A 22,051-nucleotide genomic window follows, 5' to 3' on the forward strand; every position below is an offset into this window, starting at 1 on the left:
GCGGCCATAGCGCCGTGGAACCACCTGATCCCATGCCGAACTCAGAAGTGAAACGCGGTAGCGCCGATGGTAGTGTGGCATTCGCCATGCGAGAGTAGGACACTGCCAGGCACCCAATTAAACAGCGCCGTGCACATCACGACGTTGGCCGAGAGGATGACACCTCAGATAAGCGGCACAAGATTTAGCGCAAGCTAACCGAATGCGGAGCGGTAGTTCAGTCGGTTAGAATACCGGCCTGTCACGCCGGGGGTCGCGGGTTCGAGTCCCGTCCGCTCCGCCACTAATTTGAAAGGCCTTCCCTCACGGGAAGGCCTTTTTGCTATGCACCTTCAGCACGCGAGTCAGCAAGCCCAGTCAACAGACTGGGCTTTTTCGTGCCTGCGATCTGACGGTGATGAGGGGCGAGTTGGGCGAGCAGGGGCATAGAGGGGGTTGAGCGAGGCTGTTAACGTGGGTTGGTGGTTGACCTAATATGCGTAAAAGAGATAAGCAAAGCGCTTTTTCTTTCTTCCTGATATATGTGGAAGGCGGCATTCTGTACTCAACCCAACGATATGGAGTATCACCATGAAATTGCGAATGACCGCCCTGACCCTGCTCTCTCTGCTGGCACTCGGCCAGGCCAATGCGGCCGAGGTGCGCCTGCTCAACGTCTCTTATGACCCGACCCGCGAGCTGTTCCAGGAATACAACAGCGCCTTTGCCAAGGAGTGGAAGGCCAAGACGGGCGATGATGTGGTGGTGAGCCAGTCACACGGTGGCTCCGGCAAGCAGGCCCGTGCCGTGGTGGATGGCCTGGAGGCGGACGTGGTCTCCCTGGCGCTGGCCTATGATGTCGATGCCGTGGCCAAGGCGGGTCTTACTGCCAGCGATTGGGAGGGGCGCCTTGCCAACAATGCGTCTCCCTATACCTCCACCATCGTCTTCCTGGTGCGCAAGGGCAACCCCAAGCAGATCAAGGACTGGGGCGATCTGGTTCGCAAGGATGTCGCCATCGTGACCCCCAACCCCAAGACCTCCGGCGGTGCGCGCTGGAATTATCTGGCTGCCTGGGGCTATGCCCTGAAGAAGAGCGGCACTGAAGAGGGTGCCAGGCAGTTTGTCGGCGATCTGTTCAAGAACGTGAAGGTGCTGGATTCCGGCGCCCGGGGTGCCACCACCAGCTTCATCGAGCGGGGCCTCGGCGACGTCTTGCTGGCCTGGGAGAACGAAGCCCTGCTGGTGCTCAATCAGCCGGGGACCAGCGACAAGTTCGAGCTCGTGGTGCCCTCGGTCTCCATCCTGGCCGAACCCCCCGTTGCCGTGGTGGACAAGGTAGCCAAGAAGCACGGCACCGAAGCGGTCGCCAAGGGCTATCTTGACTACCTCTATTCCGACGAGGGGCAGCGGATCATCGCCAAGTACCATTATCGCCCGAGCAACCCGGCGATCCTCAAGGAGACATCGGCCCAGTTCCCCCAGCTGGCGCTCTTTACCGTCAAGGATCTGGAAGGAGATTGGGACAAGGCACAGAAGAAACACTTCGCCCAGGGCGGGCTGTTCGACCAGATTTACCAACCGGGCCGCTAACGTGACGGGTCCCTGTGACAACAGATAGGAGCACCATGATGAACAAGATCCTTCTGGTTCCCGGTCTGCACAACAGTGGGCCGGATCACTGGCAGAGTCGCTGGCATCAGCAATTTCCCCAGTGGCAGCGGATGCTGGGTCTGCCTTGGGACAAGCCGGACCTCACGGTCTGGAGCGCCAAGCTGGCGAGCAAGCTCAGAAGCCGCCGCAGCCGGGTCCACCTGGTGGCCCACTCCTTCGGCGCTTTGACGGCGATTGCCGCCGCCCGGCTGCAACCGGACAAGGTCTCCTCCATCCTGATAGTGGCACCTGCGGATCCGGCCCGCTTCGGCATCCCGGACGAGGCGCTGGCGGGCTCCATCAAGGTGTCCGCCCAGCTCATCGCCAGCCGCAACGATCCCTGGATGAGCTTCGAACGTGCCGAATATTGGAGTCGCCAGTGGCAGGTGCCGCTGTTCGACGCCGGCGAGGTGGGCCACATCAATGCCCAGTCCGGTCACGGGGAGTGGCGTCAGGGGCTCAACCTGCTGAACACCCTTCATCACAGGGCCGAGATGGTGGTGGATCCCGCCTCGACCGAATGGGGCAGGCGGGCTGCCCTCAGCTTCCGCTGACCCGCTGCCCATATGACAAGGAGAGTTCCCGCAAGATATCAGACAGGCTCGCCACCCTGATCCCATAGTGACTGTCTCCACAGTTCAGGTTTCACCGCTCCGTTTGTTAGGTCTTTTATTTATATAAAAGACCTTTTTTTCTATTTATCGCTCTAAAGGCCCTGGTTTGCCGTTGTTAGATAAAAAAGTGCTTAGCAAAGGCGTTATTGGTGTTTGTTGTCACTGGCGGTCGTGAGCAGAATCAGCGTATCGAAAGTTTTTATAACAAACGGATGTGTTATGCGATTAAGTTCTTATTCCGTCCTCCCTGGTCTGGGGCCGACCCTGGGCTTCAGTCTGCTCTACCTGAGCATACTGGTGCTGTTGCCCCTCTCGGCACTGGTGCTGTTCGCGGTCAACAACCTGACGGCCGCCGAGTTCTGGCAGGTGATAAGTTCCCCCCGGGTGCTCGCCTCCTTTCGCCTCAGCTTCGGGGCCGCCTTTGTCGCCGCCCTGCTCAACAGCCTGTTCGGGCTGATCCTGGCCTGGGTACTGGTGCGTTACAGCTTCCCCGGTCGCCGCCTGGTGGATGCGCTCATCGACCTGCCGTTCGCCATGCCGACTGCTGTCTCCGGCATTGCCCTGTGCGCCATCTTCGCCCCCAACGGCTGGATAGGTCAGTGGGTTGCCCCCTTTGGCATCGAGCTCGCCTACAACCCCATAGGGGTGGTGATCGCCCTCACCTTCATCGGGCTGCCCTTCGTGGTGCGCACCCTGCAGCCCGTGCTGCGAGAGGCGGAGACCGAACAGGAGGAGGCCGCCGCCAGCCTGGGGGCCAATCGCTGGCAGACCTTCGCGCGAGTGTTGTGGCCGACCCTGATCCCGGCGCTGCTCACCGGCTTCGCCCTGGCGTTTGCCCGCGGGGTCGGGGAGTACGGCTCCGTCATCTTTATCGCCGGAAATTTGCCGATGGTGTCGGAAATCGCGCCGCTGATGATCATGAGCCACCTGGAGGAGTATGACTATGCCGGTGCCTCGGCCATCGCCTCCGTCATGCTGCTGATCTCGTTTGTTTTGCTGTTGATCATCAACAAGTTGCAGGCCTGGAGCTGGGCACGTATCGGAGGAAGCCGGATATGAACGCATCCAACGCAAGCCTGGATCTGGCCCTCGATGGAGTGCCTGCCACTCAGGTACGCCAGCCTGCCGTGACCCGTGAGCCCGCCTGGGTGAAGTGGCTGCTGATCAGCGTCGGGCTGGGCTGGTTCGCCGCCTTGCTGCTACTGCCGCTGGCCACCGTCTTTATCCAGGCCCTGAGCCCGGGCCTCGCCTTCTTCTGGCATGCCATCAGCGAGCCGGATGCCCTGAGCGCCCTCGGCCTGACCGCCCTGGTGACCCTCTGCTCCGTGCCCCTCAACCTGCTGTTCGGGCTGGCGGCCGCCTGGGCCATCGCCCGCTTCCGCTTCCCGGGCCGGCAACTGCTCATCACCCTCATCGATCTGCCGTTCTCGGTCTCGCCCGTGATAGCGGGCCTGATGTTCGTGCTGATGTTTGGCAGCCGCGGCTGGTTCGGCGACTGGCTGAGCGAGCACGACATCAAGATCATCTTCGCCACCCCGGGGATCATATTGGCGACCACCTTCATTACCGTGCCCTTCGTGGTGCGCGAGCTGCTGCCCCAGATGGAGGCCCGTGGTCCGGAAGAGGAGGAAGCCGCCATCATGCTGGGGGCGAGCGGCTTGCAGATGTTCTGGCGGGTCACCCTGCCCGGCATCCGCTGGAGCCTGATGTACGGCCTGCTGCTCTGTACCGCCCGGGCGGTGGGGGAGTTTGGCGCCGTCTCCGTGGTCTCCGGCCACATTCGCGGCCAGACCAACACCCTGCCGCTGCACATCGAGATCCTCTACAACGAGTACCAGACCGGCGCCGCCTTCGCGGTGGCGAGCCTGCTGGCCCTGTTCGGGATCTTCACCCTGCTGGGGGAGACCCTGCTGGCCCGGCTGCGCGCTCAGCCCACCCAGTCCCATTGATATGGCCTGGTCTGCCTGTTGGCAGGCCAGCCCGTATAACCATGAATCCGGTTTAACGGTTTAGAGAGGCAGCCATGAGCATTCAGGTACAAGGACTCAACAAGCATTTCAATCAGTACGCGGCCCTGGCCGACATCAACCTCGATTTTCACGACGGCGAGCTGGTCGCCCTGCTCGGCCCCTCCGGCTGCGGCAAGACCACGCTGCTGCGGATCATCGCCGGGCTGGAGCAGGCCGACAGTGGCAACGTCATCATCCGCGGCGAGGATGCCTCGGATCTCCACGTGCGCGAGCGCAACGTCGGCTTCGTGTTCCAGCACTATGCCCTGTTCAGGCACATGACGGTGTTCGAGAACGTGGCGTTTGGCCTGCGGGTCAAGCCACGTTCCGATCGGCCGAATGAAGCCAGCATCCGCGCCCGGGTCAAGGAGCTGCTGGATCTGGTGCAGCTCAGCCACGTGGCCGAGCGCTATCCGACCCAGCTCTCCGGTGGCCAGCGCCAGCGGGTCGCCCTGGCGCGCGCCCTGGCGGTGCAGCCCAAGGTACTGCTGCTGGACGAGCCGTTCGGCGCCCTCGATGCCCAGGTGCGCAAGGAGCTGCGCCGCTGGCTGCGGGAGCTGCACGACGAACTGCACGTCACCAGCCTGTTCGTAACCCACGATCAGGAGGAGGCGCTGGAGGTGGCGGATCGGGTGGTGCTGATGAACGCAGGGCGGGTCGAGCAGATCGGCACCCCGGCCGAGGTCTATGACCAGCCCGCCACCGCCTTCGTGCACAGCTTCCTCGGCAGCGTGAACCTGTTCCGCGGCCGGGTGGCCGGGCAGGGGCTTGGCATAGGTGAGCAGCAGCTGGGCGGCCCCATCAGCTCCCAGCTGGCACAGGGCAGTGCGGCCATCGCCTATGTGCGCCCCCACGAGCTGGAGATACTGCCGGCGGATGCACCGGGTGGCATCAGCGCCACCATCACCCGTCTGCTGCCCATGGGGCCGCGGATCCGGGTGGAGTTGCGCGGGGATGGCGAGACCAGGGGGGCTCACTACGAGGCCGAGCTGAGCAAGGAGGCGGCCCGTGCCTTCGCCCCCGGCCAGGGGGTGCGTCTGGTGGCCCGACATGCGCAGCTCTATCCCGACTACCAGATTTGAGGGCGAGCGCCCAAGACGAGACTCTTTTCAGGCTTGCAGCCGGACTCTGATCCGGCCACCCAATAACAAGAGGACGGTGGCAGCATCCACCGCCACTCAGCGCAGGAGGCGATGAGGTGAATTTTCAGCAATTACGCATTATCCGGGAAGCGGCGCGGCGGGATTACAACCTGACCGAGGTGGCCAATGCCCTCTTTACCTCCCAGTCCGGGGTCAGCCGCCATATCCGCGAGCTGGAGGAGGAGCTGGGGCTCGCGCTCTTCATCCGTTACGGCAAGCGGCTGCTCGGCATGACGGAGCCGGGCAAGGAGCTGCTGGTGATCGCCGAGCGCATCCTGGGGGACGCCGACAATATCCGCAAACTGGCCAGCACCTTCGCCAACCGGGATTCGGGGCGGCTGCTGGTAGCGACCACTCACACCCAGGCGCGCTATGCCCTGCCCCGTGTGGTGAAGGCGTTTCGCGAGCAGTTCCCCCTGGTGCAGCTGGAGCTGCGTCAGGGCAGCCCGGAGGAGATAGTGCGGCTGGTGCAGACCGGCGAAGTGGACATCGGCATCAGCAGCGAGCAGCTCGACAAGAGCGAAGGGGTGGTGGCGTTTCCCTACTACCGCTGGCACCACAACATAGTGGTGCCGGAGCAGCACCCCCTCACCGCCGAGCGGGAACTCACCCTGGCGGCCCTGGCCCATTGGCCCATAGTGACCTATCAGGCGGGCCTGACGGGGCGGGTGCGGGTGGATGAGGCCTTTGCCGAGGCTGGGATACATCCGCAGATCCTGCTGACCGCCCAGGACTCCGACGTCATCAAGACCTATGTCGAGCTGGAGATGGGGGTGGGCATACTGGCGGACATGGCGTTCGATCCCCAGCGGGACAAGGGGCTGGTGCAGCTCGACGGCAGCCGGCTGTTTGCGCCGCACACCGCCTGGATCGGCCTCAAGCAGGGGCAGTTCCAGCACAACTTCACCTGGCAGTTCATCCAGCTCTGCAACCCCGAGCTGGCGCTGGCGGAGATCCAGGCCAGGGCCATGAGCAACGAGCCCCTGCTCGACTACCAGATCTGAATGGGGCGCATGGTCTGAGAAAGCAGGGAGCCCTTGGCTCCCTGCTTGCTTATTCGATGCTTCAGCCAGGCCCAGAGCCTCGCTCATTGGTTAGCGCTCGCTCTGGGGGCCCAGCATGCGATACAGGGTGCGATCCCCCTTGATCCTGTGATGGTAGAGGGCGGCGGCCACGTGCAGCAGGACCAGCGCAGCCAGCGCCAGGCAGCCGAGGCGGTGGACGCCAAAGAAGAAGGCGTTGATCTCCGGTGAGCCGATCGGGTTGGCGACCGGGTAGAGCCAGAACAGGGAGTAGCCCTGCTCCAGCATCAGGAAGCCGCTCAGCAGCACCACAAACATCAGGCCGTAGAGCAGGGCGTGCGCCAGTCTGGCGGCGGGATGGTGAGGCTGGGACTGATCTTCGGGCAGGGGTGCGCGCCAGTGCCGCCAGCCCCAGCGCAGCAGGAAGAGCGGGGTGATCAGGGTCGCCATCGACATGTTCAACACCGACAGAAACTGAAACAGCCTGGGGTGGCTGTCGATCACCAGGTGCATCAGGTAGCCCGCCAGGGTGGCGTAGAGGATGACGGCGGCCATCAGCCAGTGCAGCAGGCGGCTCAGGGGGTCATAGTAGTGTTTCGTCATGGGATTTTTCCGACTGGGGCCCAGGGTGCAGAGAGGCACCGGGAGCCCGGATGACAGGCACAAAAAAGAGGCCGCTCGGGCCTCTTCTGCTTGCGGGGGATCAGTTCACCAGGGTCCAGGCATCCTGCCAGTTGGTGCCCACGCCGGGCTCATACTGGGTCGCCGTGCTGGTCCAGATGGTGCACCAGCCGCTGTAGGGGTAGGGCTTGCACTGATAGATCTTGCCATCTTTCGGCTGCAGCACCTTGGTGCCCGCAGCATAGGATTTGAGTCCCTCCGGGAAGCTGTACTGGTAGTCACCGCCGCTGGCGGGATCCTTGAACATCAGGTCCAGGGTCTGCTGCAGGGGGGCACCGCCCGCCTTCGGCTTGCCCTCGATCACCAGCTGGTGGTGGCCGGCGCTCAGACCGCCGACCGCCATGGTGAAGCTCTGGCTGCTGTCCTTGATGTCGGCGCCGGTCTGGCCCTTGGCGGCGCCGCCATGGTCATACAGGGTGTTGGTGACCGCGAGATCCCCCTCGGCCGTGACGGTGAAGTTGAGGGTGACCTTGCCGTTGTCGAGCAGGTATTCGCTCTCCAGCCCGCTTACGCTGATGCTGTTGCCCACCGGGGGTTGCTGCTGCTCGAGCTGGACCTCGACCCGCTGCAGGTTGCTGCCCGCCTTCAGGTAGACGGGGTTCTGGCCGTAGACCGGGTTGAACTGGCCATCGGTGCCCTGCTGGCCTGCGCGGATCTGGCTCTGCTCGGCGTTGATCCTGGCGGCCAGATCATGGGCCCAGTTGTTCTTCTGACCCTGCTCGGCGGAGCCTATGGTCAGCACTGTCTGCAGATCGGTGCGCTCGCCGTTGGCGTCGAATACCCGGGTCCTGGCCTTGTCGCCGACCACCAGATCGGTGGAGGGGTAGATGGTCCCGCCCTGGCTCCAGGTCAGCGGCGGCTGGGTGCCACCATCGAACTGGGCGTCGATGAGGTTGTAGAAGCTGTTGGCGGTATCGCCCACCTCCCAGACCCCGAGGATGACCTGGTAGCCGGTGCGCGCCGGCAGGGTGCACTGATGGGTGACCTGCTTGGGCGGTTGCACCATGCCCCCGTCGATGACGCAGAACGGATTGAGATCGAAGGAGTCCCTGGTCAGGGGCTGGTTCGGGTTCCACTCCTGCTTGGTGAGGTAGTAGCGCCAGTTGCGGGTCACGTGGTTGGCGGTGAAGGTCCAGCCGATGGCGAAGGGACCGGCCTGCACCTGGCGCTTGGTCCAGCGATCGCTGGTCTGGGCATTGAGTTCACCGAATTGCGGATGCCCGGCCGAGGCGATCTGGCCGTCGGCGGGGCCGCCATCGGGGAAGCCGGACGGCGCCTCCAGGCTCTGGGGCTCCCATTGAATGGCGCCACACTGGCTGTTGCCGCCGGTCTTGCACAGATAGTTGCGCCCTTCCGGCTGGCTGATGTAACCGTGGGCGAGCACGCCGCCGCTGGCCAGCAGCGCCAGCGCCGCGGCCACATGATTGAGTTGGATTTTTGCTGCCATACATTCCTCTGTTCGGTGATGTGGGCAGTCAAGTTGGCAGGGGAATTCCCCGTGACACACCTGGGTGTGGCAACCCCGCTATCCTGGACGACATGTCTTTAGACCGGAGGCTTTGCGTCCTGGCCTTTCAACCAGTTTGCCAAATGACTACATAAAGGGTCAGGGTGCCGCCCTTGAGGACGGCGCCACCATGATGGCTTCTTTTGATTAAATTATTAAGTGTAAATCTTTACAGCTTGACCTCATCGGAGTAGAGCAATCACTTAACACTCTGTTTTTAAAATTATATTTAATTCATCAAGTTGGGTTTTGCTTCGCCAGCTCTGTCAAAAGATGCAAAATCGCGACATTTTTCATCAATGAAAAAATCCCCTGCCGGCGAGGCCGGCAGGGGATGGGACTGTGTCAGACGGTCAGTGGTACGGGTACTGGTCTGGGCGGTGGGAGGGCGAGGGGCGCGGGGCCTGACCGGGCGCCAGATCCCGGGGGAGGCCATTGCCGAGCCTGAACACCGCCAGCCGCTCGTCCAGGCTGCGCGACAGCCCGGCCAGCAGCTCGCTCTCCTGGGCCAGCTGGGAGGCGGCCTGGGACATCTCGAGCGCCGAGTCATTGATGCCGTTGACGTTGCGGTTCATGTCTTCCGCCACCATGCTCTGCTGCTCCGCCGCCGTGGCTATCTGGGTCGCCATGTCGCTCACGTGCTGGATGTGGTTGACGATGAGGGAGAGATCCTGCCCCGCCTTCTCGGACTGGCCGACGCTGCTCTCCGCCAGCTTGCGGCTGGCATCCATGGCGCTGGCGGCGGTAACCGCCCGCTGCTGCAACTGGGTGATGGTGCTCTGGATCTCCTCGGTGGAGTGGCGGGTGCGGCTGGCCAGCTGGCGCACCTCGTCGGCCACCACGGCGAAGCCGCGACCCTGCTCGCCGGCCCGGGCCGCCTCTATGGCGGCGTTGAGGGCCAGCAGATTGGTCTGATCCGAGATGGCGCTGATGACGGCGGTCACCTCCCCTATCTGCATCACCCCCTCCTTGAGTCGATTGACCTGATGGGTGGCCTGCTCCACCTCGGTGGCGAGCGCCTGGATGCCGTGCACGCTGGCGTGGACGTCTTCGTTGCCGAGCCCGGCCTCGCTGGTGGCGTCCCGGGTGTCGCGGGCCGTGTTCTCGGCGTGGCCCGCCACATCCGAGATGGTGGCGCTCATCTCGTTCATGGCGGTGGCGAGCTGGGCCAGCTGATCCCGCTGGCTGTTGACCGCCTGGTTGGTCTGCTCGGCGGAGGCGGCGATGCGCAGGGCGGCATCCGCCACGTTGCGGGCCCCCTGGCTGGCTTCCAGCAGGGCGCGGCGAATGGCGTCCAGTCCCTGATTGGTGCTGGTGGCGACGGCCCCCAGCTCATCCTTGCCATGCACCGGGATGCTCACCACCAGATCCCCGGCCGCCACCTGGGCCATGGCCCCCTTGATCTCGGCGAGAGGCCTGACGATGGAGCGGCTGATGGCCACTCCAAGCCACCCCATCAGCAGGATCACCAGCAGGGTGGCCCCTCCCATCAGCTCATACTGGGACCAGATGGTGGCCTCTATGTCCTGCAGCAGCACGCCCGAGCCCAGGATCCAGCCCCAGGGCTGGTAGCCGGCCACCAGGGACATCTTCTGGGCCGCCTCGCCGGAGGGGGAGAGCCACTGGTACTCCAGGCGGCCCTGATGGCCGCCCTTGCCGAGATCCACCATGCGCTGCCAGTGGGATTCGGCGGGCGTCCCGCCCATCTGCTGGCCGACCAGCTCGGGCTTGGCAGGGTGCACCACCACCCTGCGATCCTCGTCCAGCACGAACAGATAGTTGTCCCCATCGAAGCGCATGCTGTCGAGCATGGCCTTGGCTTGTGCCTGGGCCTCTGGGGCGGGCAGGGTGGCGGCCAGGGTCTGGATCCGGCTCATGGCGAGATCCAGCACCGCCTGCAATCTGGCTTCCCGCTCACTCATCAGGTTGCGATGCAGGGCACTGGCGGAGATGAGCAGCAGTGCGATGAAGCCGACCAGCGCCACCGAGAGCAGCAGCATCAGTTTGCGACTCACGGCGATATCACCGAGCTTGAACATAGTCTTTTCCTTCTTTCCCGTGCGGATCTGGTGAGGGCCAGTCAGCTGGCTGGCCTTGATTGTTTTGTGTTTAACATTTATTTAACTTTCAAGAGGTTGTGATGGTTGATTGCCAATTGAGTGTGTTGGCAACCAGTATAGCCAGCAGACAGAAACCCTCGCTTTTGGTAGCGTGGTCTGGCGCATCCCGGCGCACCATTTGCCGGCTCTATTTGCAGGAAGTGTGAATGAGTTGGCATTTCACCAAAAAGGAGTGGGCGCCCCCGTGGCCGCCCCATAACAAGAGGGAATTTATGAGTTCCATTGCCAGGAATTACTTGAACCAGCTCAACGCCGACTACCTGCGAGTACACAGGCGCAAGGAGGATCTATTCTGGTCCACCTACATGGGCATCAGCGACGATCAGGCCGGCTTCACCGCCGCCGAGCAGGCCTACAAGGCGTTCTGCGCCGATCCTGCTCGTCTGCCGGTGCTGCGGGAGATGCTGCCCCAGGCCGAGGAAGAAGAGCTCAAGCGCGGTCTGGGAGGCTGGATAGCCTTCTTCGAATGCAACGTCATCGAAGATCCGGCCGCCGCCGCCCTGATGGACGAGCTGGTGGCCGCCGAGGCGGATCTGTTCGCCCGCCGCAAGGGGCTCAAGCTCACCCTGCTGGACGAACAGGGCCAACAAGTGGCCGGCAGCCTGCCCGCCGCCAGCACGGCGCTGGCCGCAAGTAGCGACGAGGCGGTGCGCCAGAGTGCGCTCGCCATGTTCCACACCCTGGAGCAGTGGGTGGTCGGCAACGGCTTTCTCGAGGTGGTGGCCCTGCGCAACCGCTTCGCCCGGGCCATGGGCTATCGGGACTACTTCGACTACAAGGTGCACAAGAACGAGCAGATGAGCCCGGAGCAGCTGTTCGCCGTGCTCGACGACTTCATCGCCCGCACCGAGCAGCGGGTGCACCAGAGCCTGGCGGAGCTGAAAGCCGCCAAGGGGGAGGCGGCGCTGCTGCCCCACAACCTGCGCTACAGCGTGAGCGGAGACGTGACCCGTCAGCTCGACCCCTATGTGCCCTTCTCCCGGGCGCTGAAGGATTGGGTCCAGAGCTTCCGCCGCCTCGGCATCCAGTATCGCGGCGCCACCCTGACCCTGGATCTGCTGACCCGGGAGGGAAAATACGAGAACGGCTTCTGCCATGGCCCGGTGCCAAGCTTCTGGCAGGAGGGGGAGTGGGTCCCGGCGGTGGTCAACTTCACCAGCCTGGCGGATCCGGCCCAGGTGGGCAGCGGCTGGAGCGGCCTCAACACCCTGTTCCACGAGGGGGGCCATGCGGCGCACTTTGCCAACGTCACCGGCAACGCCCCCTGCTTCTCCCAGGAGTTTCCGCCTACCTCCATGGCCTATGCCGAGACCCAGTCCATGTTCTGCGACAGCCTGCTGGACGACGCCGACTGGCTCAAGGGCTACGCCAGGAACGCGGTGGGGGAGGCGATCCCCGACGAGCTCATCAAGGGGATGATCGAGGCGCGCCAGCCGTTTCGGGCCTTCAACGAGCGCCAGATAGCGCTGGTGGCCTACTTCGAGCGGGATCTCTATGCCATGGCCGAGAGCGAGCGCACTCCAGAGGCTGTGCTGGCGCTGGCCCGCCGCTGGGAGCGCCAGATCCTGGGGGTGGAGAGTCCGCGTCCGCTGCTGGCCATTCCGCACCTGCTGAATCAGGAGTCGGCCTGCGCCTATCACGGCTACCTGCTGGCGCTGATGGCGGTGGAGCAGACCCGTGCCTACTTCCTCAAGCGCGACGGCTACCTCACCGACAACCCGCGCATAGGGCCGGATCTGGCCGCCCACTACTGGGGGCCGGGCAACGGCATGACCCACGATGAGACGCTCAGGAGCCTCACTGGGGAAGGCTTCAGCGCCGCTCCCCTGGCCAAGGCGTGCAACCAGAGCGTGGCGCAGGCGTGGGCGACGGCCGCAGCCTGCATGACGGCGGCGAGCCAGCGCCCGCCGGCAGGGGAGGGGACGCCCCTCGACGCCCATATCCGGGTGATGCACGGCGCCGAGCTGATAGCCGACAACCTCGAGTCGGAGACCCATATGCTGGCCGACTTCGAGGCCTGGATCCGCCAGCATCATCAGGGCGAGCCCGCTGCCGCCCGGTGAGGCGCGCCTCGACCAGCAAGCCCTGCCCATCGGCAGGGCTTGTTCATTTCAGCGGGAAGCAAGTTAGTTGAGGCGAGATCTTTGCCGCGGTTGTGGGCGGTGCGCAAGATGCGTCTGTTTTTTGCGCCATCTATCTGTTTTGGCTATTAATTATGGTGATGCGCAGAGGCTTTGGCTGAGCGCTGGCGAGGCGGGCCACAGATATGTTTCTCTGGATATATTGAGTATTCACGGCGATCCCATATCATGGCGCTCGCTCGCCGCCAGAGAGTGGCGACATTCAGATGATTAGCTAAATACAAAGCCCTGAAGGCTTGTCGAGGGATGGAAATTGAGAGCCGTATTGTTGTGTTTGCTGGGGCTGTGGCCCGCATTGAGTTTTGCCACCCTGTCCGCCGACATGGTGGTGGTCAAGAAGTCGAGCTATAGCCTGACCCTGATGAAGGATGGCAAGCCGGTCAAGCGCTATTGGGTCGCCCTGGGTCCTGCTCCCAAGGGGCACAAGCAGCAGGAAGGGGATCAGCGTACCCCGGAAGGGCGCTACACCCTCGACTACAAGAAGAGCAATTCCGGCTTCTACAAGGCTATCCACATCAACTACCCGAATCTGGACGACATCAAGCGTGCCAACGAGCTGGGCGTGCGCCCGGGCGGCATGATCATGATCCATGGTCAGCTCAACCGCATGGGGGATCGCAGGGTACAGCCGTCCAACTGGACCAATGGCTGCATCGCCGTGCTCAACCACGAGATGGACGAGATCTGGAACGCCGTCGAGCCTGGCACCCCCATCATCATCGAGCCCTGATCCTCGCCCCTCACGCCCGCTGCCCAGCGGGCGTTTTATTTCCGCCCTGGATGGCGTGACAGCCCATCCCGCGCCGTGCTAGTTTTTCCGGCTCGCGTTGGAAGTCACAAGGATGATCCCATGATGTCAGGAACGAGCCTCCCCGCGCCCGAGCGCACGGGTGTGCTCTGGTGGCGCGCCACCCTGGATATTCTCCCCCTCTCCATTTCCGTCATCCCCTGGGGGATATTGTGCGGCGCCCTGGCGTTGCAGGCGGGCCTGAGCCCGGTGCAGGCCCAGCTGATGTCGCTGCTGGTCTATGCCGGCGCCGCCCAGCTCTCGGCCACCACATTGTTCGGGGCGGGCACCCCCTTGCTGTCCATCATGGGTTCCACCATGGTCATTACCTCCCAGCATCTGCTCTACGGCTTCACCTTCCGCCGGGACGTGCTGCCGCTCTCCCTGCGCTGGCGTGCCAGCCTCGCCTTCTTCCTGACCGACGAGATGTTCGCGGTGGCACTCAAGGACAGGGAGCGCCACGGCGTCTTCAACCCCGCCTATGCCCTGATCGCGGGCTTCGTGTTCTACCTGTTCTGGAACCTGGCGACCCTGCTCGGCATCGCCGCCGGCCAGTACATCGAGGGGCTGGACAAGATGGGGCTGGACTTTGCCATCGCCGCCACCTTCATCGCCATGACCATACCCGCCATGAAGAACCTGCCCATGGTGGCGGCAACTGTGGTGAGCGGCGGCACTGCGCTGCTCACCAAGCCGCTGCTGGCGGAGATCCACATCATCATCTCGGCCCTGGCCGGCATGGTGGTGGGCTATGTATTGCACCGGATGAGGAGATGACCATGGGCTGGCTGATGATAGGCCTGCTGGCCCTGATCACCTTCTTCAACCGCTTCGCCTTCTTCTCGCGGCTGACCCGCTATCAGCCCGGTGCCGAGATGGGGGCCTTCCTCAGCTTCTCGGCCCAGTCGGTGCTGACCGCCATCTGGCTACCCATCGTCTTCAGCTATGAGCCGGGCAAGGGACTGGAGTGGGATCCGGACTACCTGGCCGCTACCCTGCTGGTGACGGTGCTGACCCTGCTGCGACTGCCGACCCTAGTGGTGGTGGTGGTCGGCATGGGGGGCTTCTTCCTGCTGCGCTGGCAGGGGGGGCTGGCGGCGCTGCTGCCCTGGTTGGGTTGAGCCGTGATCCCGCCTAACGGATGTCTCTATGAGACATCCGTTATGTTATGAATGTCACTTCAAAAAAGGCCTCTCGAGTGTGAGGATTTAGGAATCATCCGCCAAGGAGTTTCCTATGTCCCTCACCGCCAGCTGCCAGCGCATAGTGCGCGACCCCCTGCTCTCACCCGCTCAGAAGAGCCATGCCCTGGCGCTCGCCGCCGAGAATGCGCTGCCCTATCCCGCGCTCCCTGCCGAGGTGAGCGAGGCGATGGCGCAAGGGGTGCTGTGCGACATGTTCGAGGGACATGCCCCCTACAAGCCGCGCTATGTGCTGCCGGACTACCAGAAGTTCCTGCGCCAGGGCTCGGCCTGGCTGGAGCTGGCACCGCCGCAGGATTTCGACGAGGCGCTCGATGCCCTGCGCATCCTCTATCACCATGTGCCCTCGGTCACCGGCATGCCGGTCTGGCTGGGGCGCCTCGATCACCTGCTGCTGCCCTTCGTCGGGGAGCTGGATGACGAGACGCTGTATCGCAAGCTGAAAGGCTTCTGGATCTACCTGGACAGGGTGCTGCCGGATGCCTTCATGCACGTTAACATAGGCCCGGATGACAACAGGATCTGCCGCCTGATCCTGCGCATCGACGGCGAACTCAAGCAGGTGGCGCCGAACCTCAGCCTGTTTCACGATCCCGCATCGACCCCTGACAGCCTGCTGATGCAGGGGGTGCAGAACATAGCCCTGTGCGGCAAGCCCCACATAGTCAACTACCCGATCCACAGGGAGACCTTCGACGAGCGCGGCTTTGGCATCGTCAGCTGCTACAACGCCCTGCCGCTCGGGGGCGGCGCCAATACCCTGGTGCGCCTCTCCCTCAAGGGGATGGCCGAACAGAGCGCCGACCTCGAGGAGTTCATGACGCGCTGGCTCCCCCACTACTGCGAGCAGGCCTCCCGGCTCATCGAGGCAAGGGCCGCCTTCCTGCACGAAGAGTCCGGCTTCTTCGCCAGCTTCCTGGTGGAGGAGGGCTTGATCGAGGAGGCACGTTTCGTCCCCATGTTCGGCATCTTTGGCATGGCGGAGGCGGTGAACCTGCTGATGGGTAAAGAGGGGCTGCCCGGGCGCTATGGCCACGACGAGGGGGCCAACCAGCTCGGCCATCGCATCTCGGCCCGGCTCTCGGCCTGGGTGACGGCCCGGCCCCAGCCCCACGCCTGGGGCGGGCGTGCCCTGCTGCACTCCCAGGGCGGGCTCAGCCTGGACAAGGGGGTCACCCCCGGGGTGCGCATCCCTTATGGGGAGGAGCCGGATCCCGCCAGCCACCTGCTGGCCCTGGCCCCGCACCACGGTTTTTATCACTCCGGGATCAGCGAGATCCTGACCCTGGATCCTACCATACGCCAGAACCCGCAGGCGCTGCTGCAGCTCTGCAAGGGGGCCTTCGCCCTCGGCATGCGCGAATTCAGTGCCAACGTGGCGGACAGCGATTTGGTGCGGGTGACCGGCTACATGATCCGCAAGAGCGACCTGGCCCGCTTCGCCGCCGAAGGGTCGCGGTTGCAGACCACCTGCCTCGGCGCCGAGGCGAGCGAGCTGACCGGGATCCGCCAGCGGGCGCCGAGGGTGCTGGGCCTTGAGGCAAGCCTGTGTGACTACTGAGGATGACAAGGGGGCGCGCACCGCGAGGGTCAGCCGCTGGTTGCCCTTCTCCTGCGTGGACGGCCCGGGCAACCGGCTGGTGCTCTTCCTGCAAGGGTGCAACTTTCGCTGCCCTGGCTGCCACAACCCCCACACCATAGGGCTGTGCGATCACTGTGGCGACTGCGTGCCCGGCTGCCCGAGCGGCGCCCTGACGCTGGTCGAGGGCCGCCCTGGCGAGAGCCGAGTACGCTGGCAGGCGTCGCTCTGCACCCATTGCGATCGCTGCCTGGATGCCTGTCCCCGCAGCGCCAGCCCCAAGACCCACCCGATGTCGGTGGCCGAGGTGCTGGTCCTGCTGCGTCGCTACGGCCCGCTGCTCACCGGCATCACAGTCTCCGGCGGCGAGGCGACCACCCAGCTACCGTTCGTGATCGACCTGTTTGCGGCCATCAAGGGGGCGCCGGATCTGGCCCACCTGAGCTGCCTGCTCGACAGCAACGGATCCCTTGGCGAAACGGGCTGGCAGCGGCTGCTGCCGGTGCTGGACGGCGCCATGATCGATCTCAAGGGGTGGCGCGAGTCGGCGCACCAGGCGCTCACCGGTCAGGGCCGCGAGCGGGTGCTGGCGTCGCTGCAACTGCTTGCGCGGGCGGGCAAGCTGGCGGAAGTGCGGCTGCTCCAGGTGCCGGGGCGCACTGATTTCATCGATGCCGATGGCAAGCTGGAGGCGGGCCTGGCCAGCTTTCTGCAAAGCCTGGGGACCGTCCCCATTCGTCTCAACGGCTTTCGCCATCACGGGGTGCGCGGAGAGGCGACGCTCTGGCAGGAGGCCGCCATGGAGGAGCTTGAAAGGTTGTCCAACGCATTGAAGGTGAAAGGATTTGGCCCTGTTTCCCTGCCGCCGCTGTGACGGGCGCCGAATGTTCTGCCTCCTGAGACCCGATATGACGCAACTGTGAAGTCTGTCTATTTGGTGCGCGCAACGTGGCGGCTAGAATGGGAAAACCGCCCACCATCAACAGATACCCATGAGTGAAGCCAACGCCATATATCGAGTGCAGTTTATTTGTCACAACGAGCGTTACGAGGTCTATGTCAGGGACGTGAATCAGGGCCAGCTGTTTGGCTTCATCGAGATCGCGAACTTCGTGTGGGACAACCACACGGCGCTCATCGTCGATCCCAGCCACGAGAAGCTCAAGAGTGAGTTTGCCGACGTCAACCGCACCCTGATCCCCATGCACCAGGTGCTGCGCATCGATCAGGTGCGCAAGCAGGGGGCAGCCCGCATCACTGAGCTGGGCAACAACGTCGCCTCCTTCCCGAGCCCCATCTACACCAAGAAGCCCTGAGCCGCCCGGCACTCTCAGGCATCCAGCTCCCGTGCGAGCTGCAGGATCCGCTGGCGGAACCAGTGCAGGGCGGGATCTTCCCCCAGGGGGCCGTACCACACCAGGCTGTGGGTCACGGCGCCGTAATCGAAGGGGACGGGCCGGCTCACCAGCCCGGACGGCCTGGCCTGCCCGGCCCAGCCGTCGATGGCGGTGAGGATGAGATCGCTCTGGCGCAGCAGGGCGGCGGCACTGCCAAAGTCCGGCAGGGTGGCACCAATCTGGCGCCTTACCTGGCGCTGGGCCAGGCTCTGCTCGAAGAAGGGGTCGGCCAGCTCGCTGTCGCGAATGACGATATGGCGCCAGCTTAAGTAAGCATCCAGATCCCAGGGCTGATCCTGCGCCGGATGATCCGCGCGCAGTAGGCAGACCAGCTTGTCTTCCCGCAGCGTCTCCCATACCAGGCCAGGCTGGCTGGGCAGGGGCTGGCTCTGATCGTGGGGCAGGATCACGAAGTCGAGCTTGCCCGCCGCCAGCGCCGCCAGTCCCTGCTGATCCTTGTTCCAGATGACGGGCACCAGCCCGGGCACCTCCCGCATCAATTTCCCCAGCACGGGCCCCATGGGCCAGATCATGCTGCTTTCCCGCATCGCCAGATTCAGCTCCCCCTGCCAGCTGGCGGGGTTGAAGCCCTCCGGACTGGTGAGGCCGTTCAGCTCGCTCAGCAGCCGACGCAGGCTGGGGCCGAGCCGCTCGGCAAAGGGGGTCAGCAACAGCTGGTTGCCCTGGCGGTAGAGCAGCTGATCCCCCAGCAGCTCCCGCAGCTGGTTGAGGGTCTTGCTGACGGTGGAGGGGGTGGTGCAGAGGCGCTCGGCGCTGCGGGTGACGCTCTGGGTGTCCAGCAGCAGGTGCAGGGTCACCAGATGGCGTCCGCCGAGGCGTGAGAGCGCGATGAGATCCATGAAACCTCCCGGGATGAAGCCCGTGCGGGCGAGGATGAGGGGGGCGTCTGCCCCTCCAGCCGGAGCAAACAAAAAGCCCCGCCGAAGCGGGGCATGGGGCTTACCCCTTGAGCACGGCGGCCATGGCGTCCGCCACGTAGTCGACGTTGCGGCTGTTGAGGCCCGCCACGCACATGCGGCCTGAGCGCACCAGATAGACGGCGAACTCTTCGCGCAGGCGGTCCACCTGCTCCGGCGTGAAGCCGGTGTAGCTGAACATGCCGCGCTGGCTGATGAAGTAGCCGAAGTCGCGGCCCGGCACCTTGGCGCTCAGCACCTCGAACAGCTTCTGGCGCATGGCCTTGATGCGGGTGCGCATCTCGGTCACCTCGCCGACCCACATGGCGTGCAGCTCGGGCTGGCTCATCACGGCCGCGGCTACCTGGCCACCGTGAGTGGGGGGGCTGGAGTAGTTGCGGCGCACCGTGGCCTTCATCTGGCCCAGGACCCGGCTCGCCTCTTCGGCATCCTGGCAGATGACCGACAGGCCGCCGCAGCGCTCGCCGTAGAAGGAGAGGTTCTTGGAGAAGGAGTTGCTGACGAAGAAGCTGACGCCGGCGGCCACCATGGCGCGGATGGCGTAGGCATCCTCTTCCAGCCCGTCGCCGAAGCCCTGATAGGCGATATCCATAAAGGGGATCAGGCTCTTCTCGACCACCAGGGCGATCACCTGGTCCCACTGGGCGCGGGAGAGATCCACCCCGGTCGGGTTGTGACAGCAGGGGTGCAGCAGGACGATGCTTTTCGCCGGCAGGGTGCCGAGGCAGTCGATCATGGCGTCGAACTGCACGCCGCCAGTGGCCGCGTCGTAGTAGGGGTAGTCGTGCACCTTGATGCCGGCCCCCTCGAACATGGCCTTGTGGTTGTCCCAGGTCGGATTGCTGACCCACACCTCTGAGGTCGGGAAGTAGCGCTTGAGCAGATCGGCGCCGATCTTCAGGGCGCCGGAGCCGCCTATGGTCTGGATGGTGGCGATGCGACCCGCCTTGACAGCCTCGTGATCGGTGCCAAACAGCAGGTGCTGTACCGCGGTGCGGTAGTTGGCGGCCCCTTCCATCGGCTGATAGGGGCGCGGCGCCGGCGCGGCTGCGCGCTGGGCTTCGGCCTGCTGCACCGAGGGCAGCAGCGGAATGCGGCCCTGCTCGTCGTAATAGAGGCCGATCCCCAGGTTCACCTTCTGCTCGCGGGTGTCTTTGTGGAAGGTCTCGACGAGCGTGAGTATGGGGTCGCCAGCATAGGCATCGACGTGTTCAAACATGGGGGGTCCTTGAAGTTGACTGTCCAATTTTCGCCGGCCCTGGGCCGGGGCCGTTATCATGGCGTAATCTGGAAGTGGCCTCAAGTTGTTCGGCATGGCGGCAAGGATGACAGCTGTTGTCGTAGCAAGCGGGCGGTGTGGTTCCTGCAGAAAAGGCCAGCCATAAAATTAATCCCCCCATTTTGGTCGTTGAGGATGCCTTTTATAGTGTCACTTGGATAACATTATCCTGTATCTGGCGCTCAATCATGACGGTCACCCGGTTGCCCGCATCTTATGCAGGGCAACCTGAGACAAGTGATTAGTTGCATAATAAACCGAGAATTTTCTGACAACACATTGCAGTGTGCCTGGGTCCCGTTGCGGGGCCCCACCATAACGGGTGACCCATCGCCGATGACTCGACACGTTTCTAATGCCTCTTCCCCTTGGCTGGACTGGCACGGCCTGGGTGGCTGGAATATCTATTTCCTTGCCAAGTTTGCCCTGCTCTGGGCGGGCTACCTCAATTTCCATCCCCTGATCAATCTGGTGTTTGCCGCCTTCCTGATCTTCCCCCTGCCCCGGGCTGGGCTGCGGCGCATCCGGCACTGGCTGGCACTGCCTGTCGGGGTGGGGATCTTCTATCACGACACCTGGCTGCCGGGCATGGAGAGCATTCGCGCCCAGGGGGCGCAGGTCTTCTCCTTCACCCTGGATTACTGGCTTGAGCTGCTCGGCCGTTTCATCAACTGGGAGATGGTCGGCGCCGGCTTCGTGATGCTGACCCTCTATCTGTTCATCGCCCAGTGGCTGCGCTTTACCCCCTGGATCCTGCTGGCCCTGCTCTGGCTGTGGCTCTCGCCCCTGGTGGGGGATCCCTTTGCGTCGCAAGCAACCCAGGTCGCCAGCACCGACAAGGGCCGCGAGCCGACGGCTGAGCCTGTGGACAAGCAGGTATCCATGGCGGAGCAGCTGGATCAGAGCGCCCCGCCGACCAACCAGAATCTCAATGCCTACCTCGACAGCTTCTACGCGCAGGAGCGGGACAGGGTCGTGCATTTCCCGCAGCAGTTGCCGGCGGATGCGGCCCCCTTCGACGTGCTCATCATCAACATCTGCTCCCTGGCCTGGAGCGACGTGACGGCCAGCGATCTGATGGCTCACCCCATAGGTCGCCACCTGGACCTGATGTTCAAGCACTTCAACTCGGCCACCTCCTACAGCGGCCCGAGCTCCATCCGGCTGCTGCGGGCCAGTTGCGGACAGACCAGCCACCAGGGGCTCTACACGACAGCGCCCAGCCAGTGCCTGCTGTTCGACAACCTGGCCCAGCTCGGGTTTGAGAAGCAGGTCGCCATGGATCACTCGGGGGCATTCGGCAACTACCTCAAGGATCTGCAGCAGTATGCCAGCCTGGATGTCCCCCTCATGAGCAAGGAGGGGATGCCCCACGATCTCGCCTCCTTCGATGGGGAACCCATCTATCGGGATGATGCCCTGTTCGCCCGCTGGCTGAGTGAGCGGCAGAAGAGCAAGGCGGAACGCAATGTGACCTTCTTCAACCTCATCGCCCTGCACGACGGCAACCGCTACGCGGCCACCCGCCAGATTGCCCCCTACAAGGCGCGACTGCAGACCCTGCTCGATCAACTGGATCAGTTCCTCACCTCGCTGGAGCAGTCTGGTCGCAAGGTGGCGGTGATCCTGGTGCCGGAGCACGGGGCGGCCATAGCCGGCGACAAGATGCAGATGGCCGGTCTGCGGGACATCCCCAGTCCCAGCATCACCCAGGTGCCGGTCGGGGTTGCCCTGATCGGTGCCAAGGGCGGCCATGGAGCGACCAAGGCCATAGATACCCCCAGCAGCTTCCTGGCCATCTCTGAGCTCATCTCGCGCCTGGTCGGCGGCAACACCTTCGGCAGTGCCACCATAGATTGGGACGGGCTGCTCAAGGGATTGCCCGAGACGCCAGCGGTCTCGGAGAACCAGGGCTCGGTCGTGCTCGAATATCAGGGCAAGTACCACATCAAGCTGGGGGAGGGGGACTGGGTCCCCTATCCCCTATGACACCGGAGGCTG

Annotated in this window: 19 protein-coding genes, 1 tRNA gene, 1 rRNA gene and 1 riboswitch; of the genes, 16 read left to right on the forward strand and 5 right to left on the reverse strand. The window is 64.0% G+C overall.

Annotated elements, in window-relative coordinates; translation table 11 throughout:
- From rrf to cbl, 8 genes are all read left to right on the forward strand, one after another.
- Positions 1–111: ribosomal RNA gene (gene rrf / locus AC1IN8_RS20055) — 5S ribosomal RNA — on the forward strand; the annotation flags it as partial.
- 95 nt (positions 112–206) lie between these two features.
- A tRNA-Asp gene (locus AC1IN8_RS20060) sits at positions 207–283 on the forward strand.
- Positions 284–570: 287 nt separating this feature from the next.
- Positions 571–1,572 (forward strand): sulfate ABC transporter substrate-binding protein, encoded by a 1,002-nt coding sequence (locus AC1IN8_RS20065; protein ID WP_429110455.1) that lies wholly within the window; start codon positions 571–573, stop codon positions 1,570–1,572.
- A 38-nt stretch (positions 1,573–1,610) separates the two neighbouring features.
- On the forward strand, positions 1,611–2,186 hold the full coding sequence (locus AC1IN8_RS20070; RefSeq protein WP_479760341.1) for an RBBP9/YdeN family alpha/beta hydrolase: 576 nt from the start codon (positions 1,611–1,613) through the stop codon (positions 2,184–2,186).
- A 279-nt stretch (positions 2,187–2,465) separates the two neighbouring features.
- Positions 2,466–3,305, forward strand: coding sequence for a sulfate ABC transporter permease subunit CysT (cysT, locus tag AC1IN8_RS20075; protein WP_265437018.1), 840 nt, complete (start codon positions 2,466–2,468; stop codon positions 3,303–3,305).
- Positions 3,302–4,195, forward strand: coding sequence for a sulfate ABC transporter permease subunit CysW (gene cysW / locus AC1IN8_RS20080; protein ID WP_139439618.1), 894 nt, complete (start codon positions 3,302–3,304; stop codon positions 4,193–4,195). The genes cysT and cysW overlap by 4 nt, the downstream gene beginning before the upstream one ends.
- Positions 4,196–4,269: 74 nt before the next feature.
- The gene (locus AC1IN8_RS20085; protein ID WP_202047812.1) at positions 4,270–5,337 is read left to right on the forward strand and encodes a sulfate/molybdate ABC transporter ATP-binding protein; all 1,068 of its coding nucleotides are present in this window, start codon (positions 4,270–4,272) and stop codon (positions 5,335–5,337) included.
- A gap of 116 nt (positions 5,338–5,453) precedes the next feature.
- Positions 5,454–6,401 carry an HTH-type transcriptional regulator Cbl gene (cbl, locus tag AC1IN8_RS20090; RefSeq protein WP_025325756.1) on the forward strand — a complete coding sequence of 316 codons (948 nt, stop codon included), beginning with the start codon at positions 5,454–5,456 and terminating at the stop codon, positions 6,399–6,401.
- A 90-nt stretch (positions 6,402–6,491) separates the two neighbouring features.
- On the opposite strand, the gene AC1IN8_RS20095 is transcribed toward cbl, so the two are convergent.
- The 3 genes from AC1IN8_RS20095 to AC1IN8_RS20105 form a co-directional block, all read right to left on the reverse strand.
- Positions 6,492–7,022, reverse strand: a complete 531-nt coding sequence (locus AC1IN8_RS20095; RefSeq protein ID WP_479760343.1) for a cytochrome b — start codon at positions 7,020–7,022, stop codon at positions 6,492–6,494.
- Positions 7,023–7,122: 100 nt separating this feature from the next.
- Positions 7,123–8,547, reverse strand: a complete 1,425-nt coding sequence (gbpA, locus tag AC1IN8_RS20100; RefSeq protein ID WP_247627879.1) for an N-acetylglucosamine-binding protein GbpA — start codon at positions 8,545–8,547, stop codon at positions 7,123–7,125.
- A gap of 65 nt (positions 8,548–8,612) precedes the next feature.
- A riboswitch (cyclic di-GMP riboswitch) is annotated at positions 8,613–8,698 on the reverse strand.
- A 262-nt stretch (positions 8,699–8,960) separates the two neighbouring features.
- Positions 8,961–10,646: a methyl-accepting chemotaxis protein gene (locus tag AC1IN8_RS20105; protein WP_479760345.1), complete on the reverse strand. Its 1,686-nt coding sequence runs from the start codon at positions 10,644–10,646 to the stop codon at positions 8,961–8,963.
- A 293-nt stretch (positions 10,647–10,939) separates the two neighbouring features.
- Here AC1IN8_RS20105 and AC1IN8_RS20110 point away from each other — a divergent pair, with 293 nt between their 5' ends.
- From AC1IN8_RS20110 to AC1IN8_RS20140, 7 genes are all read left to right on the forward strand, one after another.
- Positions 10,940–12,790: a M3 family metallopeptidase gene (locus AC1IN8_RS20110; protein WP_479760347.1), complete on the forward strand. Its 1,851-nt coding sequence runs from the start codon at positions 10,940–10,942 to the stop codon at positions 12,788–12,790.
- A gap of 352 nt (positions 12,791–13,142) precedes the next feature.
- Complete coding sequence (locus AC1IN8_RS20115) at positions 13,143–13,598, forward strand: L,D-transpeptidase family protein (RefSeq protein WP_049828098.1); 456 nt, start codon at positions 13,143–13,145, stop codon at positions 13,596–13,598.
- 120 nt (positions 13,599–13,718) lie between these two features.
- Complete coding sequence (locus AC1IN8_RS20120) at positions 13,719–14,432, forward strand: AzlC family ABC transporter permease (RefSeq protein WP_479760349.1); 714 nt, start codon at positions 13,719–13,721, stop codon at positions 14,430–14,432.
- Positions 14,433–14,434: 2 nt separating this feature from the next.
- Entirely contained in the window at positions 14,435–14,776 is a 342-nt protein-coding gene (locus tag AC1IN8_RS20125; protein ID WP_139439610.1) for an AzlD domain-containing protein, read from the forward strand.
- 115 nt (positions 14,777–14,891) lie between these two features.
- Positions 14,892–16,418 (forward strand): YjjI family glycine radical enzyme, encoded by a 1,527-nt coding sequence (locus AC1IN8_RS20130; RefSeq protein ID WP_479760351.1) that lies wholly within the window; start codon positions 14,892–14,894, stop codon positions 16,416–16,418.
- On the forward strand, positions 16,408–17,310 hold the full coding sequence (locus AC1IN8_RS20135) for a YjjW family glycine radical enzyme activase (protein WP_479760352.1): 903 nt from the start codon (positions 16,408–16,410) through the stop codon (positions 17,308–17,310). The genes AC1IN8_RS20130 and AC1IN8_RS20135 overlap by 11 nt, the downstream gene beginning before the upstream one ends.
- A 118-nt stretch (positions 17,311–17,428) precedes the next feature.
- A complete protein-coding gene (locus AC1IN8_RS20140; RefSeq protein ID WP_139439607.1) occupies positions 17,429–17,752 on the forward strand; it encodes a DUF1820 family protein in 324 nt (107 codons plus the stop codon).
- A gap of 14 nt (positions 17,753–17,766) precedes the next feature.
- On the opposite strand, the gene AC1IN8_RS20145 is transcribed toward AC1IN8_RS20140, so the two are convergent.
- Positions 17,767–18,693: a LysR family transcriptional regulator gene (locus tag AC1IN8_RS20145; protein ID WP_479760353.1), complete on the reverse strand. Its 927-nt coding sequence runs from the start codon at positions 18,691–18,693 to the stop codon at positions 17,767–17,769.
- Positions 18,694–18,793: 100 nt separating this feature from the next.
- Positions 18,794–19,990, reverse strand: coding sequence for an amino acid aminotransferase (locus AC1IN8_RS20150; RefSeq protein ID WP_479760355.1), 1,197 nt, complete (start codon positions 19,988–19,990; stop codon positions 18,794–18,796).
- 396 nt (positions 19,991–20,386) lie between these two features.
- On the opposite strand from AC1IN8_RS20150, the gene bcsG reads away from it, so the two are divergent.
- Positions 20,387–22,039: a cellulose biosynthesis protein BcsG gene (gene bcsG / locus AC1IN8_RS20155; protein ID WP_479760357.1), complete on the forward strand. Its 1,653-nt coding sequence runs from the start codon at positions 20,387–20,389 to the stop codon at positions 22,037–22,039.
- The last annotated feature ends 12 nt before the right edge of the window (positions 22,040–22,051 follow it).

Source organism: Aeromonas sp. 130281, from assembly GCF_056642115.1.